The 15,126-nt window shown below is 63.5% G+C and carries 8 protein-coding genes; 3 read left to right on the forward strand and 5 right to left on the reverse strand.

The genetic code is table 11. The features are described 5' to 3' along the window. Positions 1-11: 11 nt before the first annotated feature. The 4 genes from AABM54_RS17125 to AABM54_RS17140 form a co-directional block, all read right to left on the reverse strand. Positions 12-1,070, reverse strand: coding sequence for a TauD/TfdA family dioxygenase (locus AABM54_RS17125; protein WP_347901177.1), 1,059 nt, complete (start codon positions 1,068-1,070; stop codon positions 12-14). Between the two features lie 54 nt (positions 1,071-1,124). Continuing rightward, positions 1,125-10,406, reverse strand: a complete 9,282-nt coding sequence (locus AABM54_RS17130; RefSeq protein ID WP_347901178.1) for an amino acid adenylation domain-containing protein — start codon at positions 10,404-10,406, stop codon at positions 1,125-1,127. 186 nt (positions 10,407-10,592) lie between these two features. Continuing rightward, on the reverse strand, positions 10,593-11,354 hold the full coding sequence (locus tag AABM54_RS17135) for an alpha/beta fold hydrolase (RefSeq protein ID WP_347901179.1): 762 nt from the start codon (positions 11,352-11,354) through the stop codon (positions 10,593-10,595). Between the two features lie 58 nt (positions 11,355-11,412). Beyond that, positions 11,413-12,594 (reverse strand): MFS transporter, encoded by a 1,182-nt coding sequence (locus tag AABM54_RS17140; protein WP_347901180.1) that lies wholly within the window; start codon positions 12,592-12,594, stop codon positions 11,413-11,415. A 139-nt stretch (positions 12,595-12,733) separates the two neighbouring features. Here AABM54_RS17140 and AABM54_RS17145 point away from each other — a divergent pair, with 139 nt between their 5' ends. Continuing rightward, complete coding sequence (locus tag AABM54_RS17145; protein ID WP_347901181.1) at positions 12,734-13,357, forward strand: TetR/AcrR family transcriptional regulator; 624 nt, start codon at positions 12,734-12,736, stop codon at positions 13,355-13,357. A gap of 46 nt (positions 13,358-13,403) precedes the next feature. Here the strand turns inward: AABM54_RS17145 and AABM54_RS17150 are convergent, their stop codons facing one another. Further along, on the reverse strand, positions 13,404-13,775 hold the full coding sequence (locus AABM54_RS17150) for a DUF6124 family protein (protein ID WP_347901182.1): 372 nt from the start codon (positions 13,773-13,775) through the stop codon (positions 13,404-13,406). A 434-nt stretch (positions 13,776-14,209) separates the two neighbouring features. Between AABM54_RS17150 and AABM54_RS17155 the strand changes: the two genes are divergently transcribed. Together AABM54_RS17155 and AABM54_RS17160 are read left to right on the forward strand one after the other, a co-directional pair. Then, positions 14,210-14,503 (forward strand): hypothetical protein, encoded by a 294-nt coding sequence (locus tag AABM54_RS17155; protein WP_347901183.1) that lies wholly within the window; start codon positions 14,210-14,212, stop codon positions 14,501-14,503. A 152-nt stretch (positions 14,504-14,655) separates the two neighbouring features. Further along, complete coding sequence (locus AABM54_RS17160) at positions 14,656-15,045, forward strand: hypothetical protein (RefSeq protein WP_347901184.1); 390 nt, start codon at positions 14,656-14,658, stop codon at positions 15,043-15,045. Positions 15,046-15,126 lie beyond the last annotated feature (81 nt).

Consider the following 15,126-nt stretch of genomic DNA (forward strand, 5'->3'; position numbering starts at 1 on the left):
GTGGGGTGTCCTTATTCCTGATCCAGGTCGGCGCTTTTCTGGGCGATGGCCATGGCCGTGAGAATTTTTCGGTAGCCAGTGAATTCGTTGCGCGCATGCACGCTGAGGATGTTGTCCAGCAGAACCACGTCGCCCTTCTCCCAGGCAAACTCCACCATCACGTCGCGATAGATGCTTTGCAGGTGACGGATCACGTCATCCGGTATGGCCGTGCCGTCGCCGAAGAAGGTGTTTTGCGGCAGGTCCTGCGGGCCGAACTCGCGCAACAGGTTTTCGCGAATGCTGTCGGGCAAGGTCAGGGCATTGAAGAAGGTGCCGTGGTTGAACCAGATGCGCTCGCCGGTCAGCGGGTGGCGGACAATCGCCGGGCCGTTCTGGCGCGTGCGCAGACGGTTGCCGGACTTCCACTCGGCCTGGATGCCGATCTTCGCGCAGTAGGCCTCGACCTCGGCGCGGTCTTCGCTCTGGAACACCGTCTGCCAGGGCAGGCCCATGCCGTCGCCGTAATTGCGCACGTACATGATGCGTTTGCGCTGGAATTCTTCACGCACTGCCGGGTCGATGCGGGCGAGGATCTGACGGGTATCGCCGAACGGCGTTTCGCCACCGGTGGTCGAGGGCGTGTCGCAGAAGAAGTACAGGTGCAGCGGAAACACTGGCGAGTACGAGTGTTCGTTGTGCGGGAAGATTTTTTCCGGCGCCGGGTAGTCGGTGGAGCTGTAAATCTTGAACTGGCCGGTGATCTGGGTCCGTGGCGACGCCCGGAACAGGTACTCCAGCGCCCCGCCGGAAATCGCATCGACACAGCGATTGAACTCACCGATGTCCGCGACCTGGAAGCCGCGGAACAGGACCACCGCGTGCTCCAGCAACTTGGCTTCGATCAGCTCGCGATTCTCCGTCGCCCACTCCACCAGGCTCACGCCAGACACCGCCGGACGGCACACCAGCGGCATGCTGGCGCCTTCGAACATCGGCGCAAAACTCACCAGGCGGGTCGGATCGGTGGACAGACTCTTGCGTGCGCCGCGACCGATTTTGGGAATGGACTTGGTAGTTGAAACGCTCATAACCCCTCCAGAAAAAGATAACAGCAGCGTCCGGGCCGGACGCCGCTGATGGATTCAGTCCGCAGCCGTTTCCTGTACCGGTGTACTGCGGGTCGCACTGCGGCGTTTGATCGGGAAACGTCCGCCCAGCAAGGCCTTGCGTTGATCGCTCAGGCGCAGATCGGCACGGCGCTGCACATCGCCAGCAAGGCTCAGCAGCTCGTCCAGCGGCGTCTCGTGACGGCCGATCACCGCTTCAAGCACCGCCTGAATCTGTTCGAACAGGCATTCCAGGGTGCTCGGCAGAAACCGGCCGACCGGCGTCTCGAAACTCAGGTGGATATGCTCCGCGTCGTTGTAGAACGCGGCCACCATGCCGATTTCGGCCGCCTGGCGCCCCGAAGGGAAATCTTCAACCTGGAGACTGTCCATGGAGGGCAAACGCCCGACCCCTTCCTGATAAATCAATTTGATGTCGAACAGCGGCGAACGCCCGGCCCGACGCGGCAAACGCAAGGCTTCCACCAGGCGCTCGAACGGCAGGTCCTGGTGGTCCGAAGCCTCCAGCACCGCACGGCGACAGGCTTGCAGCAGGTGCGCCGCATCCGGGCAAGCGTCCACTTCAACTTGCAGCACTAATTGGTTAACGAAGAAGCCGACCATTTGTTCAAGCTCGGCTTGATTTCGGTTGGCGATATCGGTGCCGATGCGCACGCGACTGACCTCGGTGCGCTGACGCAACACCAGGGTAAAACCGGCCAACAGCACCATGAACAGCGACAGATCGTGACGCTGGGCAAAGTCACGCAGGTTCTGGCTCAGTTCGCCAGTGAAGGTGAAATGCTCGCTGGCGCCTTCCTGCGCCGTGCGCTGATCGCCATCGGCCGGCAGCTCCAACACAACCTGTTGCTCACCGAGACGGTCTTGCCAGTAGTCGAGCTGGCGCTGCAACTCACCGCCCTGCTCCAGCCACTGGCGCTGCCATTTGGCGAAGTCGGCGTACTGCACGCTGTGCGCGGGCAGTTCAGGAGTTTCGCCACGGTTCAGGCTCGGGTACAGCGTCACGAATTCGTTGATCAGAACGCGGAACGACCAGTCATCCGCCACGATGTGATGCACCGTCAACAGCAGCACATGCTCTTGATCGGCCACGCGCACCACATGCACTCGCAGCAACGGCCCGTGACGCAGGTCGAATGGACGGGCGACCTCGTCGCGAGCCCGTTGTTCGGCCTGCGCCTGCGCGTCCGGCAAGTGACGCAAGTCGGTTTCGACAAAGCTCAACGGCAGCTCAGGGTGAACCCGCTGCCAGGTCTGGCCGTCCTCTTCGTAGAACGTGGTACGCAGCACCGCATGACGGTCCACCAGCGCGGCGAAGGTCTGGCGCAACGCTGCACTGTTCAACTCACCGCGCAGACGCAAAGCACCCGGCATGTTGTACATGGAGCTGTCCGGTTCCAGGCTCCAGAGGAACCACAATCGCTGTTGGGCAAACGACAAAGGCTGGCGCTCACCTGAGCGATCCGGCAGCAACGGCGGACGCTCACACACGCTCGACGACTGCTGCAGGCCTTGCACCTGTGCGGCAAAATCCTCCAGGCGCGGGTGTTCGAACAGGCTGCGCAGGCTCACCGACAGCCCCAGGTGCTGACGAATCTGCGAGACGATCCGGGTCGCCAGCAACGAGTGTCCGCCCAATTCGAAGAAGTGGTCTTCGCGGTCGACACGGGCGACGTGCAGCACCTCCTGCCAGATCGCCGCCAAGCGAGTTTCCAACTCGCCTTGCGGCGGAGTGCCGCCCGCCGACGCCCACAGGACCGGGGCTGGCAAGGCCGCACGGTCGAGCTTGCCGTTGCGGTTCAGCGGCAGGCTGCTCATCAACACCAGTTGCGCGGGCAGCATGTACTCCGGCAAGCGCTCGCCCAGCGCCCGGCGCACGGTGTGGGTGACTTCACGCGGATCGAGGGCCAGGGTGTCGTCGTGCGCAGGCACCACGTACCCGATCAACTGCTTGCCAGCGGCGCCTTCATGCACCAGCACCGCCGCTTCACTGATCAGCGGCAAGGCTTGCAGGTGAGCTTCGAGTTCGCCGAGTTCCACGCGGAAACCACGAATTTTCACTTGATGGTCGATACGACCGAGGTACTCCAGCGCGCCGTCTTCACGGTAGCGCGCCAGGTCACCGCTGCGGTACAGGCGCGCACCCGGCGTGGTCGAGAACGGGTCGGCAATGAACCGCTCGGCGGTCAGTGCCGGGCGCTGGTGATACTGCCGGGCAATCCCGGCATCACCGCCGATGCACAGCTCGCCGACACAACCGACCGGCAGCAGATGGCCCTCGGTGTCCAGCACGTACAACGCCCGGCCCGGCAATGCCCGGCCGATGGGTACGCCATGGCTGTTGTGGGTATCGTCGAGGCTGCACAGGTGTGTACTGGACACCACCGTGGCTTCGGTCGGACCGTAAGTGTTGAGCAATCGCACCGCACCGAGACCGGCGGCGTGCCACAGTTTCAAGCCTTCCAGCGACATCGCTTCGCCGCCGACATGGACCTGACGCAAGCAGCCTTTATCACGCTGCGGATTGGCCGCCCAGTCCTGCGCCAACAAATACCAGTAGGCGGCAGGCAGGTCAGCCAGGGTCACGCCGTGCTCGATGATCTGCTCATACAGGGTGTCGGTGTCCCACACCTCATCGCCGCGCACCACCAATGTCGCGCCCACGCACAGCGGCGGATAGCACTGCTCGACAAACCCGTCGAAGCTGAAGGTGGCGAATTGCAGAACCCGGTCGTCGGCACCGATTTGCGAGTAGTCGGCAGCCATCACACAGAACTCACGCAACGCGGCGTGAGCGATAGACACGCCTTTCGGCTGCCCGGTAGAACCGGAGGTGTAGATCAGGTACGCCAGGTCGTCGGCGCTGGCAAGGTTGCGCGGATCAAGCGTGGAATAAGCCGCCAGCGCCTCGCCGGACAGGTCCAGCGCCAGGCACGGCAGCCCTTCGGGCAGGGTCACGTCAGCCAGCAGCCCCGGTTGCACCAGCAGCAGGTCTATGCCGCTGTCTTCAATCATGTAGCCCAGACGCTCCACCGGATAATCCGGGTCCAGCGGCACGTACGCGGCGCCGGCCTTGAGGATCGCCAACAGGCTGACGATCATCTGCGAATTGCGGCGTACCGACAGGCCCACCGTTTGCCCCGGCGCGACATTGCGCTCGCGCAGGCAGTGTGCGAGCTGGTTGGCCCGGGCGTTGAGCTGGGCATAGGTCAGGCGCTCGTCACCAACCATCACGGCCAGTGCGTCCGGTGTGCGGGCGGCTTGTTGTTCGAAACGCTGATGGGCCAGCAACGGGCTGTCGAGCACAGGGGCGGCGGGACGGGACAGTTGCAACACGTCCTGGCGGGCCTGCGCATCCAGTAGGCCGATGGCGCCCATCATCTGTTGCGGTTGAGCGACAAACTGTTCCAGCACATGCAGCAGGTTGGCGCACAGGCGACGGATTTGCAGCGCGCTGAACAACGCCTGATCAAAGCTGAATTCCAGACTCAGGGTGGCGCCGACCTCAATGCCCAGCGTCAGCGGATAGCTGGTCTGTTCGTGATTATGCAAAGCACCGAACGTCAGGCCCGCCGGCGCACCTTGCTTGAGCGCTTCGGCCACGGGGAAGTTTTCGAACACCAGCAAGCTGTCGAACAATGCCGAACCCTGCTGCCCCGCCCACCCCTGGATCTCGTAGAGCGGCACATGCTCATGCTCGCGCAGGCTCAAGTTCAGCGCCTGCAAGTCGCTCAGCCACTGCGCAACGCTGTGCCGTGGCTGGCCGGTGGCGATAATCGGCAAGGTGTTGATGAACAGCCCCAACTGCTGTTCGATGCCCGGCAACGGTGCCGAACGCCCGGCAACCGTCGCGCCGAACGCCACGCATTCCTGACCGCTGTAGCGTTGCAACAGCACCGCCCAGGCGCCCTGCAACACAGTGTTGAGCGTAACCTTCTGCTGGCGCGCAAAGTCGAGCAGACGCTGGGTCTCGGCGCCGTCCAGCGTCAGATAATGCTCGCCCATCCCGCTGCCACCCACCGGCGTCGGCAGGGCTTCGGCCAACAGGGTCGGTGCCTCCAGTGCGGTCAGCGCCGACTTCCAGAACTGCTCACCCGCCGCCGCTGGTTGCTGCTGCAACCAGCCCAGATAGTCGCGAAAGTGCCCCTGAGGCTTGGCCAGCGGCTGCCCGGCATAGTGCTGAATCACCTCGGCCAGCAATTGGGCATTGCTCCAGCCATCCATGAGGATGTGGTGGCTGGTGTAGATCAGATGCCAACCGTCAGCGCCGCTACGTACCAGCACCAGACGGAACAGTGGCGCCGCGCTGAGTTCGAAGCCGCGGGCGCGCTCCGCGTCGGCCAAGGCATCGAGGTCTGCGTGCGGGCTGTCAATGACCTGCATCTGCACGTCGATATGCCGATGGATGACCTGATGGGCCGTATCGAGCCCCTGCCAGTGAAAACTGCTGCGCAGAATGTCATGGCGATTCACGGCCGACTGCCAGGCACTGCCGAATGCCAGCAGGTCCAGGCCCTGAATATCCAGGCGTAGCTGGTTGATGTAAGCCCCCGCCTGCGGCTCATAAAGCGTATGGAACAACATCCCCTGCTGCATCGGCGACAACGGGTAGACGTCGGCCATGGCGGCGGCCGACAGCGGCAACGCGTCCAGTTGCGCCTGAGTGAGTCGGGCCAGCGGGAAGTCCGACGGCGTCACGCCGTGATGCCCGGCGTCGCAGCAGTGCTCGATCACCGCCAGCAACTCGGCACGCATGTCATCGACCAAATGCTGGATTGTTTCGTCGTGGTACATCTGGCTGCTGTACGACCAGTCCAGACGCAACGCGCCCTCGAATACCTGACCGTCGATGCTCAGCCAGTTGCTCAGGTTCGCCGCCAGGCTTTGCCCGGCCCCACTGCTTTCGCCGGACGGCACCAGCAACGCGTCATCGGCAAAGCTCTGGTCGAACTGCCCCAGGTAGTTGAAGGTGATCCGCGCCTCGGCCAGCGCCGCCATGCGCTCGCGCACCGATGGCTCGGCCAGGTAGCGCAACACGCCGTAGCCCAAGCCTTTGTTCGGCACGGCGCGGACCTGTTCCTTGATCTGTTTGATCGACCCGGCCAGCTCCGCAGCCGGGGTCAGGCGCAAGGCAAACAGGCTGGTGAACCATCCCAGGGTGCGGCTCAGGTCGAGGCCCTCGAACAGGTCCTCGCGACCGTGACCTTCCAGTTGCACCAGCACCGACGGCGATTGGGTCCAGCGGCACAACACCGTGGCCAGCGCCGTCAGCAGCAGGTCATTGACCTGGGTCCGGTAACTGAGGGTCGCGTGCTTGAGCAGACGCTCGGTCTGCGTCGCATCAAGGCTCAACGACAGGCGTCGGGCGTAGTGGTTATTCAGGCTGCCGTGAGGATTGTCCTGGGGCAGCGTGGGCAGTGTTTCGCCCAGTTGCGCTTGCCAGTAGGCCTGTTCCGCCAACACCGCTGGCTCACCGGCATAGGCGTGTAAACGTTCGGCCCAGCCCTTGAAGGCGCTGGTCTTGGCCGGCAGTTGCGGGGCCTGGCCGGCGAGCAGTTGCACGTAAGCGCGTTGCAGGTCTTCCAGCAGAATGCGCCACGACACGCCGTCGACCACCAAATGGTGGATGGCCAGCAGCAAGCGCTGCTGTTGCGGGGCTTCGATCAACACCGCTCGCAGCAACGGACCTTGTTGCAAGTCGAGGCTGGCCTGAGCCTGATCGCAGAGCGCGGTCACTTGCTCTAGCGAGTCGACCGTGCGCTGCCAGAGCATCACCTGCCCGGCCTGCGCGTCCAACGGACGATGCTGCGCCCGCTCACTGCCCGGCGCAAAACCCAGGCGCAGCGCATCGTGGTGCGCGTACACCGCTTGCAGCGCCTGGCTCAACAGGTCGGCGCGCAACGGCTCGCGGGCACGCAGCAACACCGATTGGTTCCAGTGCTGCGCCTGCTCGGTCACTTCCTCGAAGAACCACGCCTGCACCGGCATCAGCGGCATGTCGCCGCTGACCAGCCCTTGCTCTTGAACCACCAGGGGTGTTTGCCCGGCCACGGCGGCCAGGCTCTCGACGGTCTGGTACTGGAAAATATCCTTGGGGCTGAGGTTGATCCCGGCCTGCCGGGCACGGCTGACGATTTGCAGCGAGATAATCGAATCGCCGCCCAGCTCGAAGAAGTTGTCCTGACGGCCGACCTGTTCAACACCGAGCACCGATTGCCAGATCTGCGCCAGTTGCGCTTCGACACCGGCCAGCGGTGCACAGAACTCGGCATCACGCGTCACACCCTGGGGCTGCGGCAGCGCCTTGCGGTCGAGCTTGCCGTTGGGGGTCAGCGGCAAATGCGCCAGCAGCATGATCTGCGCCGGTACCATGTAATCCGGCAAGCTGAGTTTGAGGTGCGCCCGCAGTTGCTGGCGCAACGTAGCCTCGGATTCGGCACCGACCGACTCGGTACCGGTGACCACGTAGGCCAGCAGTTGCTGACCCTGACCGAGGTCCTGAGCCAGCACTGCGGCTTCCAGCACCACCGAGTGCTCAAGCAGTTTGGCCTCGATCTCGCCCAACTCGATGCGGAAACCACGGACCTTGACCTGATGGTCGATCCGGCCCACGTATTCGATCACGCCATCGGCGCGGTAACGCGCCAGGTCGCCGGTGCGGTAGGCACGCCCGCCCGCCGTGTCGAAGGGGTCTGGCAGGTAACGTTCGGCCGTCAGCCCGGCGCGGTTCAGGTAACCCCGGGTCAGCCCGACACCGGCCAGGTACAACTCACCCACTACCCCCACCGGCACCACGTGCCCCTGCTCATCGAGCACGTAGCTGCGGGTGCCGTTGAGCGGCCGGCCAATGCTCGCCCGGCCAGCGGCTTCGCGGAGGGTATACGTCGAATACGTGGTGTCTTCGGACGGCCCGTACAAATCGTAAACGTGGTCCAGATGCGGCAACGCATAGAGCCCGTCGACCACGCTCTGCTTGAGCGCCTCGCCGGCCAGGTTGATGATCCGCACGCTGGTCGGGATCGCCTCGGCGGCGAGCAACGCCGTGGCCGCCGAGGGCACGCTGTTGATCAGCCGCACGCGCTCGCGGGCCGGCAACTGCGCCAGCGCCAGCACGTTGTCGACGATGATCAGGAAACCGCCGCACGACAGCGTGACAAAGAACTCCCACACCGACAGGTCGAAACACACCGACGTCGCCGCCAGCACGCCGCTCAGATCGTCGCGGCTATACACCTGTCGCGCCCAGTCGATCAGGGCTGTGGTGTTGCGGTGTTCGATGCTCACGCCTTTGGGCCGTCCGGTGGAACCGGAGGTGTAAATCACGTACGCCAGGTCGCGAGGGTCGTTCAACAGCTCGGGATTCTCCGGCGAGCAGACCTGCCAAAGCGGCGCTTGCTCGTCGATGAACAAACGCTCGACGCCAGCCTGTTCCGGCAACAAGGCTTGCAGGCTGGCGTGGCTCAACAGCCAGCGCGCGCCGCAGTCTTCCAGCATGTAGGCCAGGCGTTCGGCCGGGTAATCCGGGTCCAGCGGCACGTAGCCGCCACCGGCCTTGAGGATCGCCAGCAATCCGGTCAGCAGGTCCAGGGTGCGCGGCATCGCAATAGCCACCAGCACACCTGGCACCACGCCGCGCTCGCGCAGGTAATGCGCCAGTTGATTGGCCCGCGCATTGACCTGGGCGTAGTTGTATTCGTGATGACCCTCGATCAGCGCCAGCGCCTGCGGCGTACGCTGAACCTGCGCTTCAAACAGTTGCTGCAACGTGCCGGGCTCGGCCAGCGCGGTGGCCTGGTTCCAGTCGTGAACGATGCACTGGTATTCCTCATCCGCGAGCATCGACAGCTCGCCAATGGCGGCATCAGGCTGACGAATCAGGCTGCGCAGCAGGTTTTTCCAGTGTTCAGCCATGCGTGCAATCGTCGCCGCGTCGAACAGATCGCTGGCGTACGTCAGGGCTGCATGCAACTGACCGCCACGCTCGTAGGTGTCGAGCGTGAGGTCGAATTGGGTGGTGCGCCCTTGCCAGTCCACCGCGCTCAACTGCAAACCGGACGCAGTGGTCACCGCCGTGATGTCCGCCACGTGCGGCTGATGGTTGTACATCACCTGGAACAGCGGTGTGTGGCTCAAGCTGCGTTCCAGTTTGAGCGCTTCCACCAGTTGCTCGAACGGCAGGTCCTGGTGGGCCTGCGCGCCCAACGCGGCTTCCTTGACGTCGCGCAGCAAGGCGTCGACGCGGGTCTGCCCGTTCAGTTGCACGCGCAGTACTTGAGTGTTGACGAAGAAGCCGATCAGCCCTTCGATCTCGCTGCGGTTGCGGTTGGCGATCGGCACGCCGATGCGGATGTCCGATTGCCCGGTGTAGCGCTGCAACAGAATGTTGAAGGCGCCCAGCAACAGCATGAACAAGGTGATGTTGTGCTGCTTGGCGGTGGCGCGCAGTTGTTCGGCCAATGCGCTGTCGAGTTCAAATTCATGACGCGTGCCGCGATAGCTCGGCATCGCCGGGCGCGGGTGATCGGTGGGCAATTCCAGCACCGGGTGTTCGCTGCCCAGGCACGTCATCCAGTAATCGAGTTGCCGGTCCTGCTCGCCGGCCTCCAGCCAGCGGCGCTGCCACAACGCGTAGTCGCTGTACTGAATCGCCAGTGGCGGCAAATCCGGTGCATCGCCCCGGTCATGGGCGTCGTAACAACGAATGAACTCATCGATCAGCACATTCATCGACCAGCCATCGGAAACGATGTGGTGCAAGGTCAGCAGCAACACATGTTCTTCGGCGTCCAGGCGCAGCAGCTTGACCCGCAGCAGCGGCCCGCAGGCCAGGTCGAACGCCTGCAACGACTGCTGCTCGACTTCGCCCATCACCGCACGCTCGCGCTCGGCCACCGGCAGCGTGCTGAAGTCCGCCCGTTGCACCGTCAACGCGGCGGCAATCGGCACCTGCACAATGCGCTCGTCGTCTTGACGCTGGAAAGCCGTGCGCAGGGTTTCATGGCGCGCCACCAGGCTGGCAAACGCCTGTTGCAACGCGGCTTCGTTCAGCGGGCCTTTGAGACGCACCGCGCCCGGCAGGTTGTAGGCGCCGCTTTGCGGGTCCAACTGCCACAAAAACCACATGCGGCGCTGGGCGTATGACAGCTGATGACGATCCTCGGCCTCGACGCCCACCGGAATGGGGAACTGTGCAAAATCCACCCCTTCCCTGTTCAGGGCCGCGAGGAACATCCGGCGCTTTTCCAGGGGCAACCCGATAAACCGGCGAGCGAGTTTCAAGGCGTCATCAGCATTCATTTCTTAACATCCGGGTCGATAGGCAGGAAGCACAAAGGCACGTCGTTCCTATAAAACGAATGCACTCGGGAAAAATTAGCGACACCGGACAACAATCAGAAAGGCCCGCCGGGCATGGCCGGGCGCGCACAAAAAGACGCCACGTCACCGCTGGTGACGTGGCCTTGTGCAGCCATCAAAGGAAGGTCAGAACGACGAGGCGAGCGCCGCGTTGTCGAGCGAAAGCGCACGTGCGTGGCGCCGGTGATGGACGTCCAGATGATCCTTGATCATGCGGATCACCTTGGCTTCATGCTCATGGATGAAGAAGTGCCCACCGGCCAGCATGTCCACCGAAAAGCTGCCGTGGGTTTCCTGGCTCCAGCCGATCAACTGGGCGGTGGTCGCCTTGTCGTTCGTCCCGCCGAGCACATGCACCGGGCAGTTGAGCAAGGGACGGACCTGCGGACGGAAACCGCCGCACAGCAGGAAGTCGGCCCGCAGGATCGGCAAGGTCAGGCTCATCAACTCTTTGTTGCCCAGTACTTCTTCGCTGGTGCCGTTCAAACTGCGCAACTGCTCGATCAACTGCGCGTCGGTTTTGGGCTCGGCGAAGGCACGGTCATAGTCGGCGCGCATGCTCGGCGCGGCCGTCCCCGAGGCGAACAACGCCACCGGCTCCGGGCAACCGAGCGCCCGCAAGGCGTGGGCCAGTTCGCAGGCCAGCAACGCCCCCAGGCTATGGCCGAACAACGCATACGGCGTGTGCAACGACTGTTTGTGTTCGCGGGCCAACTGCTGGGCCAACTCGCGCATGTCGGTGTGCAAGGCCTCACCAAAACGCGCCCCGCGCCCCGGCAATTCCACCGGTTGCAATTGCAGCCAGTCCGGCAGCTTGCGCCGCCAGCGGCTGTAAACCATCGCGCTTGCCCCGGAGTACGGCAGGCACAGCAGTGTCAGCTTGGTCACCGCGCTTACCCTCAATTCGTTATCCATTAACCAGAGAACGCATGAGGGCCCGGGGAAATTAGCGCAAACCGTCCAAACGCCGATAACTTTGCACCGCCGCCCCCAGCACCACCGCGCCCGCCGCAATGGCGATCCAGAACCCGCTGCGTGCGCCAAAAGCATCCACCACCCAACCGGAACCGGCCGCGCCAATCGCCACCCCGACACTCAGGCCGGTGACCAGCCAGGTCAGGCCTTCGGTGAGTTTGGCCGGTGGCACGATGCGTTCCACCAGCGCCATGGCGACAATCAGTGTCGGCGCAAAAAACAGCCCCGCCACAAACACCGCCAGCGACAGCCCGAGGATGTTCCCCGCCAACAACAGCGGCAAGGTCGTGACCGCTGTCGCCACGCCGCCATACAAGAACAACCGGGGCAGCGGCACCTGGAGCTTCAACGCACCAAACGCTAGCCCGGCCAGGCACGAGCCGATGGCGTACACCGACAACACGATGCTCGCGGCCGCCGGTTGCCCTTGTTGCTGGGCGAACGCGACGCTGACCACATCGACCACGCCGACAATCACCCCCATGGCGAGCATCAGCAGCATCAACAGGCGGATCTCTCCGGAGCGAATGATCGAACCGTAGGCTTCTTCCTCGTGGGGATGAACTGGCGGCTCGGTGCCCTTCTGCCAGACAAACGCCGTGACGCCGACCGCCAGCATCAGCAACGCCGCCAACGGTCCGGCCTCGGGAAACGCCACCACGCACAAGCCAACGGACAGCGGCGGCCCGACGATAAAACACACTTCGTCGAGCACCGACTCCAGCGCATACGCGGTTTGCAACTGCGGCTGGCCGCGATACAACTCGGTCCAGCGTGCCCGCACCATCGCCGACATGCTCGGCATGCACCCGGCCAGCGCGGCAAACACAAACAGCGTCCAGTTGGGCGCCTGCAAACGGGTGCAGAGCAACAGCATCAACAGCGCCCCGCCCCCCACCAGCGCCGAGACCGGCAGCACCCGGCCCTGGCCAAAACGGTCGACCATGCGCGACACCTGCGGCGCGCAAAACGCCGTGGCCAAGGCAAAGGTCGCGGCCACAGCCCCGGCGAGACCATACCCGCCGTGCAATTGCGAAAGCATGGTGATCAGCCCGATGCCCGTCATGGAGATCGGCATGCGCGCAATCATTCCAGCCAGCACAAACGCCCGGCTGCCCGGGGCGTTGAACAGTTCACGATAAGGGTTTGCCATGTCGTCCCGACCTCTGAAAGTCCCTGCAACTTGCCACATTCGGGCGTTGCGGTAAAAATACATACGATGCGTATGTGAGAAAGCATGAGAACATACGCACCGTATGTCAAACCCGAAAACCGCTGACCGAGGGAGAGCCATGAGCCAGCGTCCACGCGCCGAAATGATCGAAGAAACCCGCGCCAAACTGATCACCAGTGCTCGCCAGGCCTTTGGTACCCAAGGCTACGGCAACACCTCGATGGACGATTTCACCGCGCAGGTCGGCCTGACCCGTGGCGCGTTGTACCACCACTTTGGTGACAAAAAAGGCCTGCTCGCCGCCGTCGTCGCACAGATCGACGCCGAAATGGACACCCGGCTCGACGCGATTTCCGCCAGCGCCAGCGACCCCTGGAGCGGTTTTTGCCAACGCTGCACCGCCTACCTGGAAATGGCTCAGGAAGCGGAAATCCAGCGCATTATGCTGCTCGATGCCCCGGCCGTCCTTGGCGACCTGACCCTGACCTTGCAACACGACTGCATCCACACCCTGAGCCGTTTGCTCGAACACCTGATGCAACAAAACCTCGTCACCCACGCCCCACCGCAAGCGCTGGCACGCCTGATCAACGGCAGCCTGGTGGACGCGGCCCTGTGGATTGCCCGCGACGAAGCCCCCGGCGAACGGCTGCGCGAGGCGCTGCAAGGGCTGGAGTTGTTGTTACGGGGGTTGCGCGTGGTGGCAGATGCCAATGCTATAGATGCCATCAACGAACGTTGATGGCCTCAGGCTTTGCCAATGCCCGAGGCCACGGCAAACCTGTGGGTCAGGCGTCCGAATCCGGCGGGTCGAGGGTGTCCAGCGCCCGGTCTACCAACAACTGCCCCAACACGATCATCTGTTGAATCGCCAGGGCCATGTGCCGCCGCGAACCTTCGATTTCAAAGGCCAGGTCGCTGGCCATGACGTTAAGCGAGGCCAGTGTTTCGCTGGCGTGAGCGAGCAAGGTTTCAATGTCGACGTCGGGCACCACCGCAAACATGTTGCCGGGCCGCGTGTCGAGTTTCGCTTTGTGGAAGGCCGGCGGCAGATGGTAGTCGAGGGCACGCTCGGCGGCTTCGTGGAGTTTGCGGGTGTCGGCGGATTCGTAGGGGGAGACGCTGGGGGTTTCGGGAGGATTGGGGGTGATCTTGTGCATGACGTGACTCTCCTGACATTTATGGAGCTCACCCACATCGTGACCAAACGATGGGTGGTGGGCGGTACGCAGGTTGGTCAACCGGGAAGTCAGGCACCCGGCGCACTCGAAAGTGCCCCGCGCACAGCCCACCGCGAAGCATAACGGCAAGTGCAAAAAAAAGCGCCGACATGCTGAGGCTGGCGCTCATGCGCCTGACATTGAACGGGTGACCAAACCCGGCCGCTGATTGTGCAGCGACCTTCAAAGGTTAGTCGCGCCCCCTTCCCAACCACAACCTGAAAACCCGGTCGGAAATATCCTCATCCCGCAAGGTATCCGTAGGAACCCATCCGACAGCGATAAACATTCACTGAAAACCGCTATCACCTTGATATCATCCTGCACCGTTCAACACCGCCCCGGCCCTGTGCCCACACCAAGCGAGCCACGCCATGACCACTAAACCCAACATCGGCCCCCACGCCAACACCGCACACAACCGCATGACGTTCGACGCGGCCTTCACCCACATTTACGCCAACCCGACCACGCCTTACGCCACCACGGGTGACGGCACGCCGTTCACCGCTCGCGCTGCGTTGACGACCCGAGGCGTGCACAAAGGCGAGCGTGTGATTATTTTCCGCTCCAACGGCCAGGAACGCGCCCGCGCCTACGCATGCTGCTGGGGCCATGGCACCAACTGCAACCGCACGCACATCGCCTGTTACTCCGAAGCGGTGTGACCCCAGCACGACGCGTGCTGCGTCACGCGTCGGTTAATGCCACACGGCGCCAACATTTTCGCCGTTGTCAGCTATCCTGCCTCCTCCCAGGATTCAACCGTCAACGGGTACAGCGGAGCTGTTCAATAAAAACCCGATTTCAAGGAGCCAGAATGACCCACCGTGTGCAGTGCAGCATCGATGCCCCTCCCCGCTCAGGCCTGAGCCGGGACCAAGTCTGGGAAGCCGCCGACAAAGGCCTGATCAAATGCTGGGAAATCGGCCGCGAACGCGCCGCCCGCTTCCCCGAACTGGCGCAACGCTGCCTGGCCGGTGAACTGCCGGTGCTCGGCTGGAAGGGCGGCGTCAGTCGCAGCCTGAAGAAACGCGACAAATACGGCTCCCTCAAATACCTCGCGCAATGGCAAGGCCTGCGCGGCGAAGACCTGGACATCGACCTGACTCAGGAACAGGCGCTGACCTGCTCCCGGACGCAGATGCAGGTGACCTTCACGCCCGACAAGTCCAAGTACTTCAACCAGCCTGCCGAAATGTCTGCCTGAGGCCCCCCCATGGCGCCGGGCAGTCTGTCTGGCGCCACCTACAAGTTGCGGACCTCTGATTGATCGGCCCTTGGCCGGGCA

Source organism: Pseudomonas purpurea (genome assembly GCF_039908635.1).
Taxonomy (GTDB): Bacteria; Pseudomonadota; Gammaproteobacteria; order Pseudomonadales; family Pseudomonadaceae; genus Aquipseudomonas; species Aquipseudomonas purpurea.

Bases quoted from the DNA above. Each gene is read 5' to 3' on its own strand.
- AABM54_RS17125 (WP_347901177.1), bottom strand. From the start codon at position 1,070: ATGAGCGTTTCAACTACCAAGTCCATTCCCAAAATCGGTCGCGGCGCA.
- AABM54_RS17130 (WP_347901178.1), bottom strand. From the start codon at position 10,406: ATGAATGCTGATGACGCCTTGAAACTCGCTCGCCGGTTTATCGGGTTG.
- AABM54_RS17140 (WP_347901180.1), bottom strand. From the start codon at position 12,594: ATGGCAAACCCTTATCGTGAACTGTTCAACGCCCCGGGCAGCCGGGCG.
- AABM54_RS17145 (WP_347901181.1), top strand. From the start codon at position 12,734: ATGAGCCAGCGTCCACGCGCCGAAATGATCGAAGAAACCCGCGCCAAA.
- AABM54_RS17150 (WP_347901182.1), bottom strand. From the start codon at position 13,775: ATGCACAAGATCACCCCCAATCCTCCCGAAACCCCCAGCGTCTCCCCC.
- AABM54_RS17155 (WP_347901183.1), top strand. From the start codon at position 14,210: ATGACCACTAAACCCAACATCGGCCCCCACGCCAACACCGCACACAAC.
- AABM54_RS17160 (WP_347901184.1), top strand. From the start codon at position 14,656: ATGACCCACCGTGTGCAGTGCAGCATCGATGCCCCTCCCCGCTCAGGC.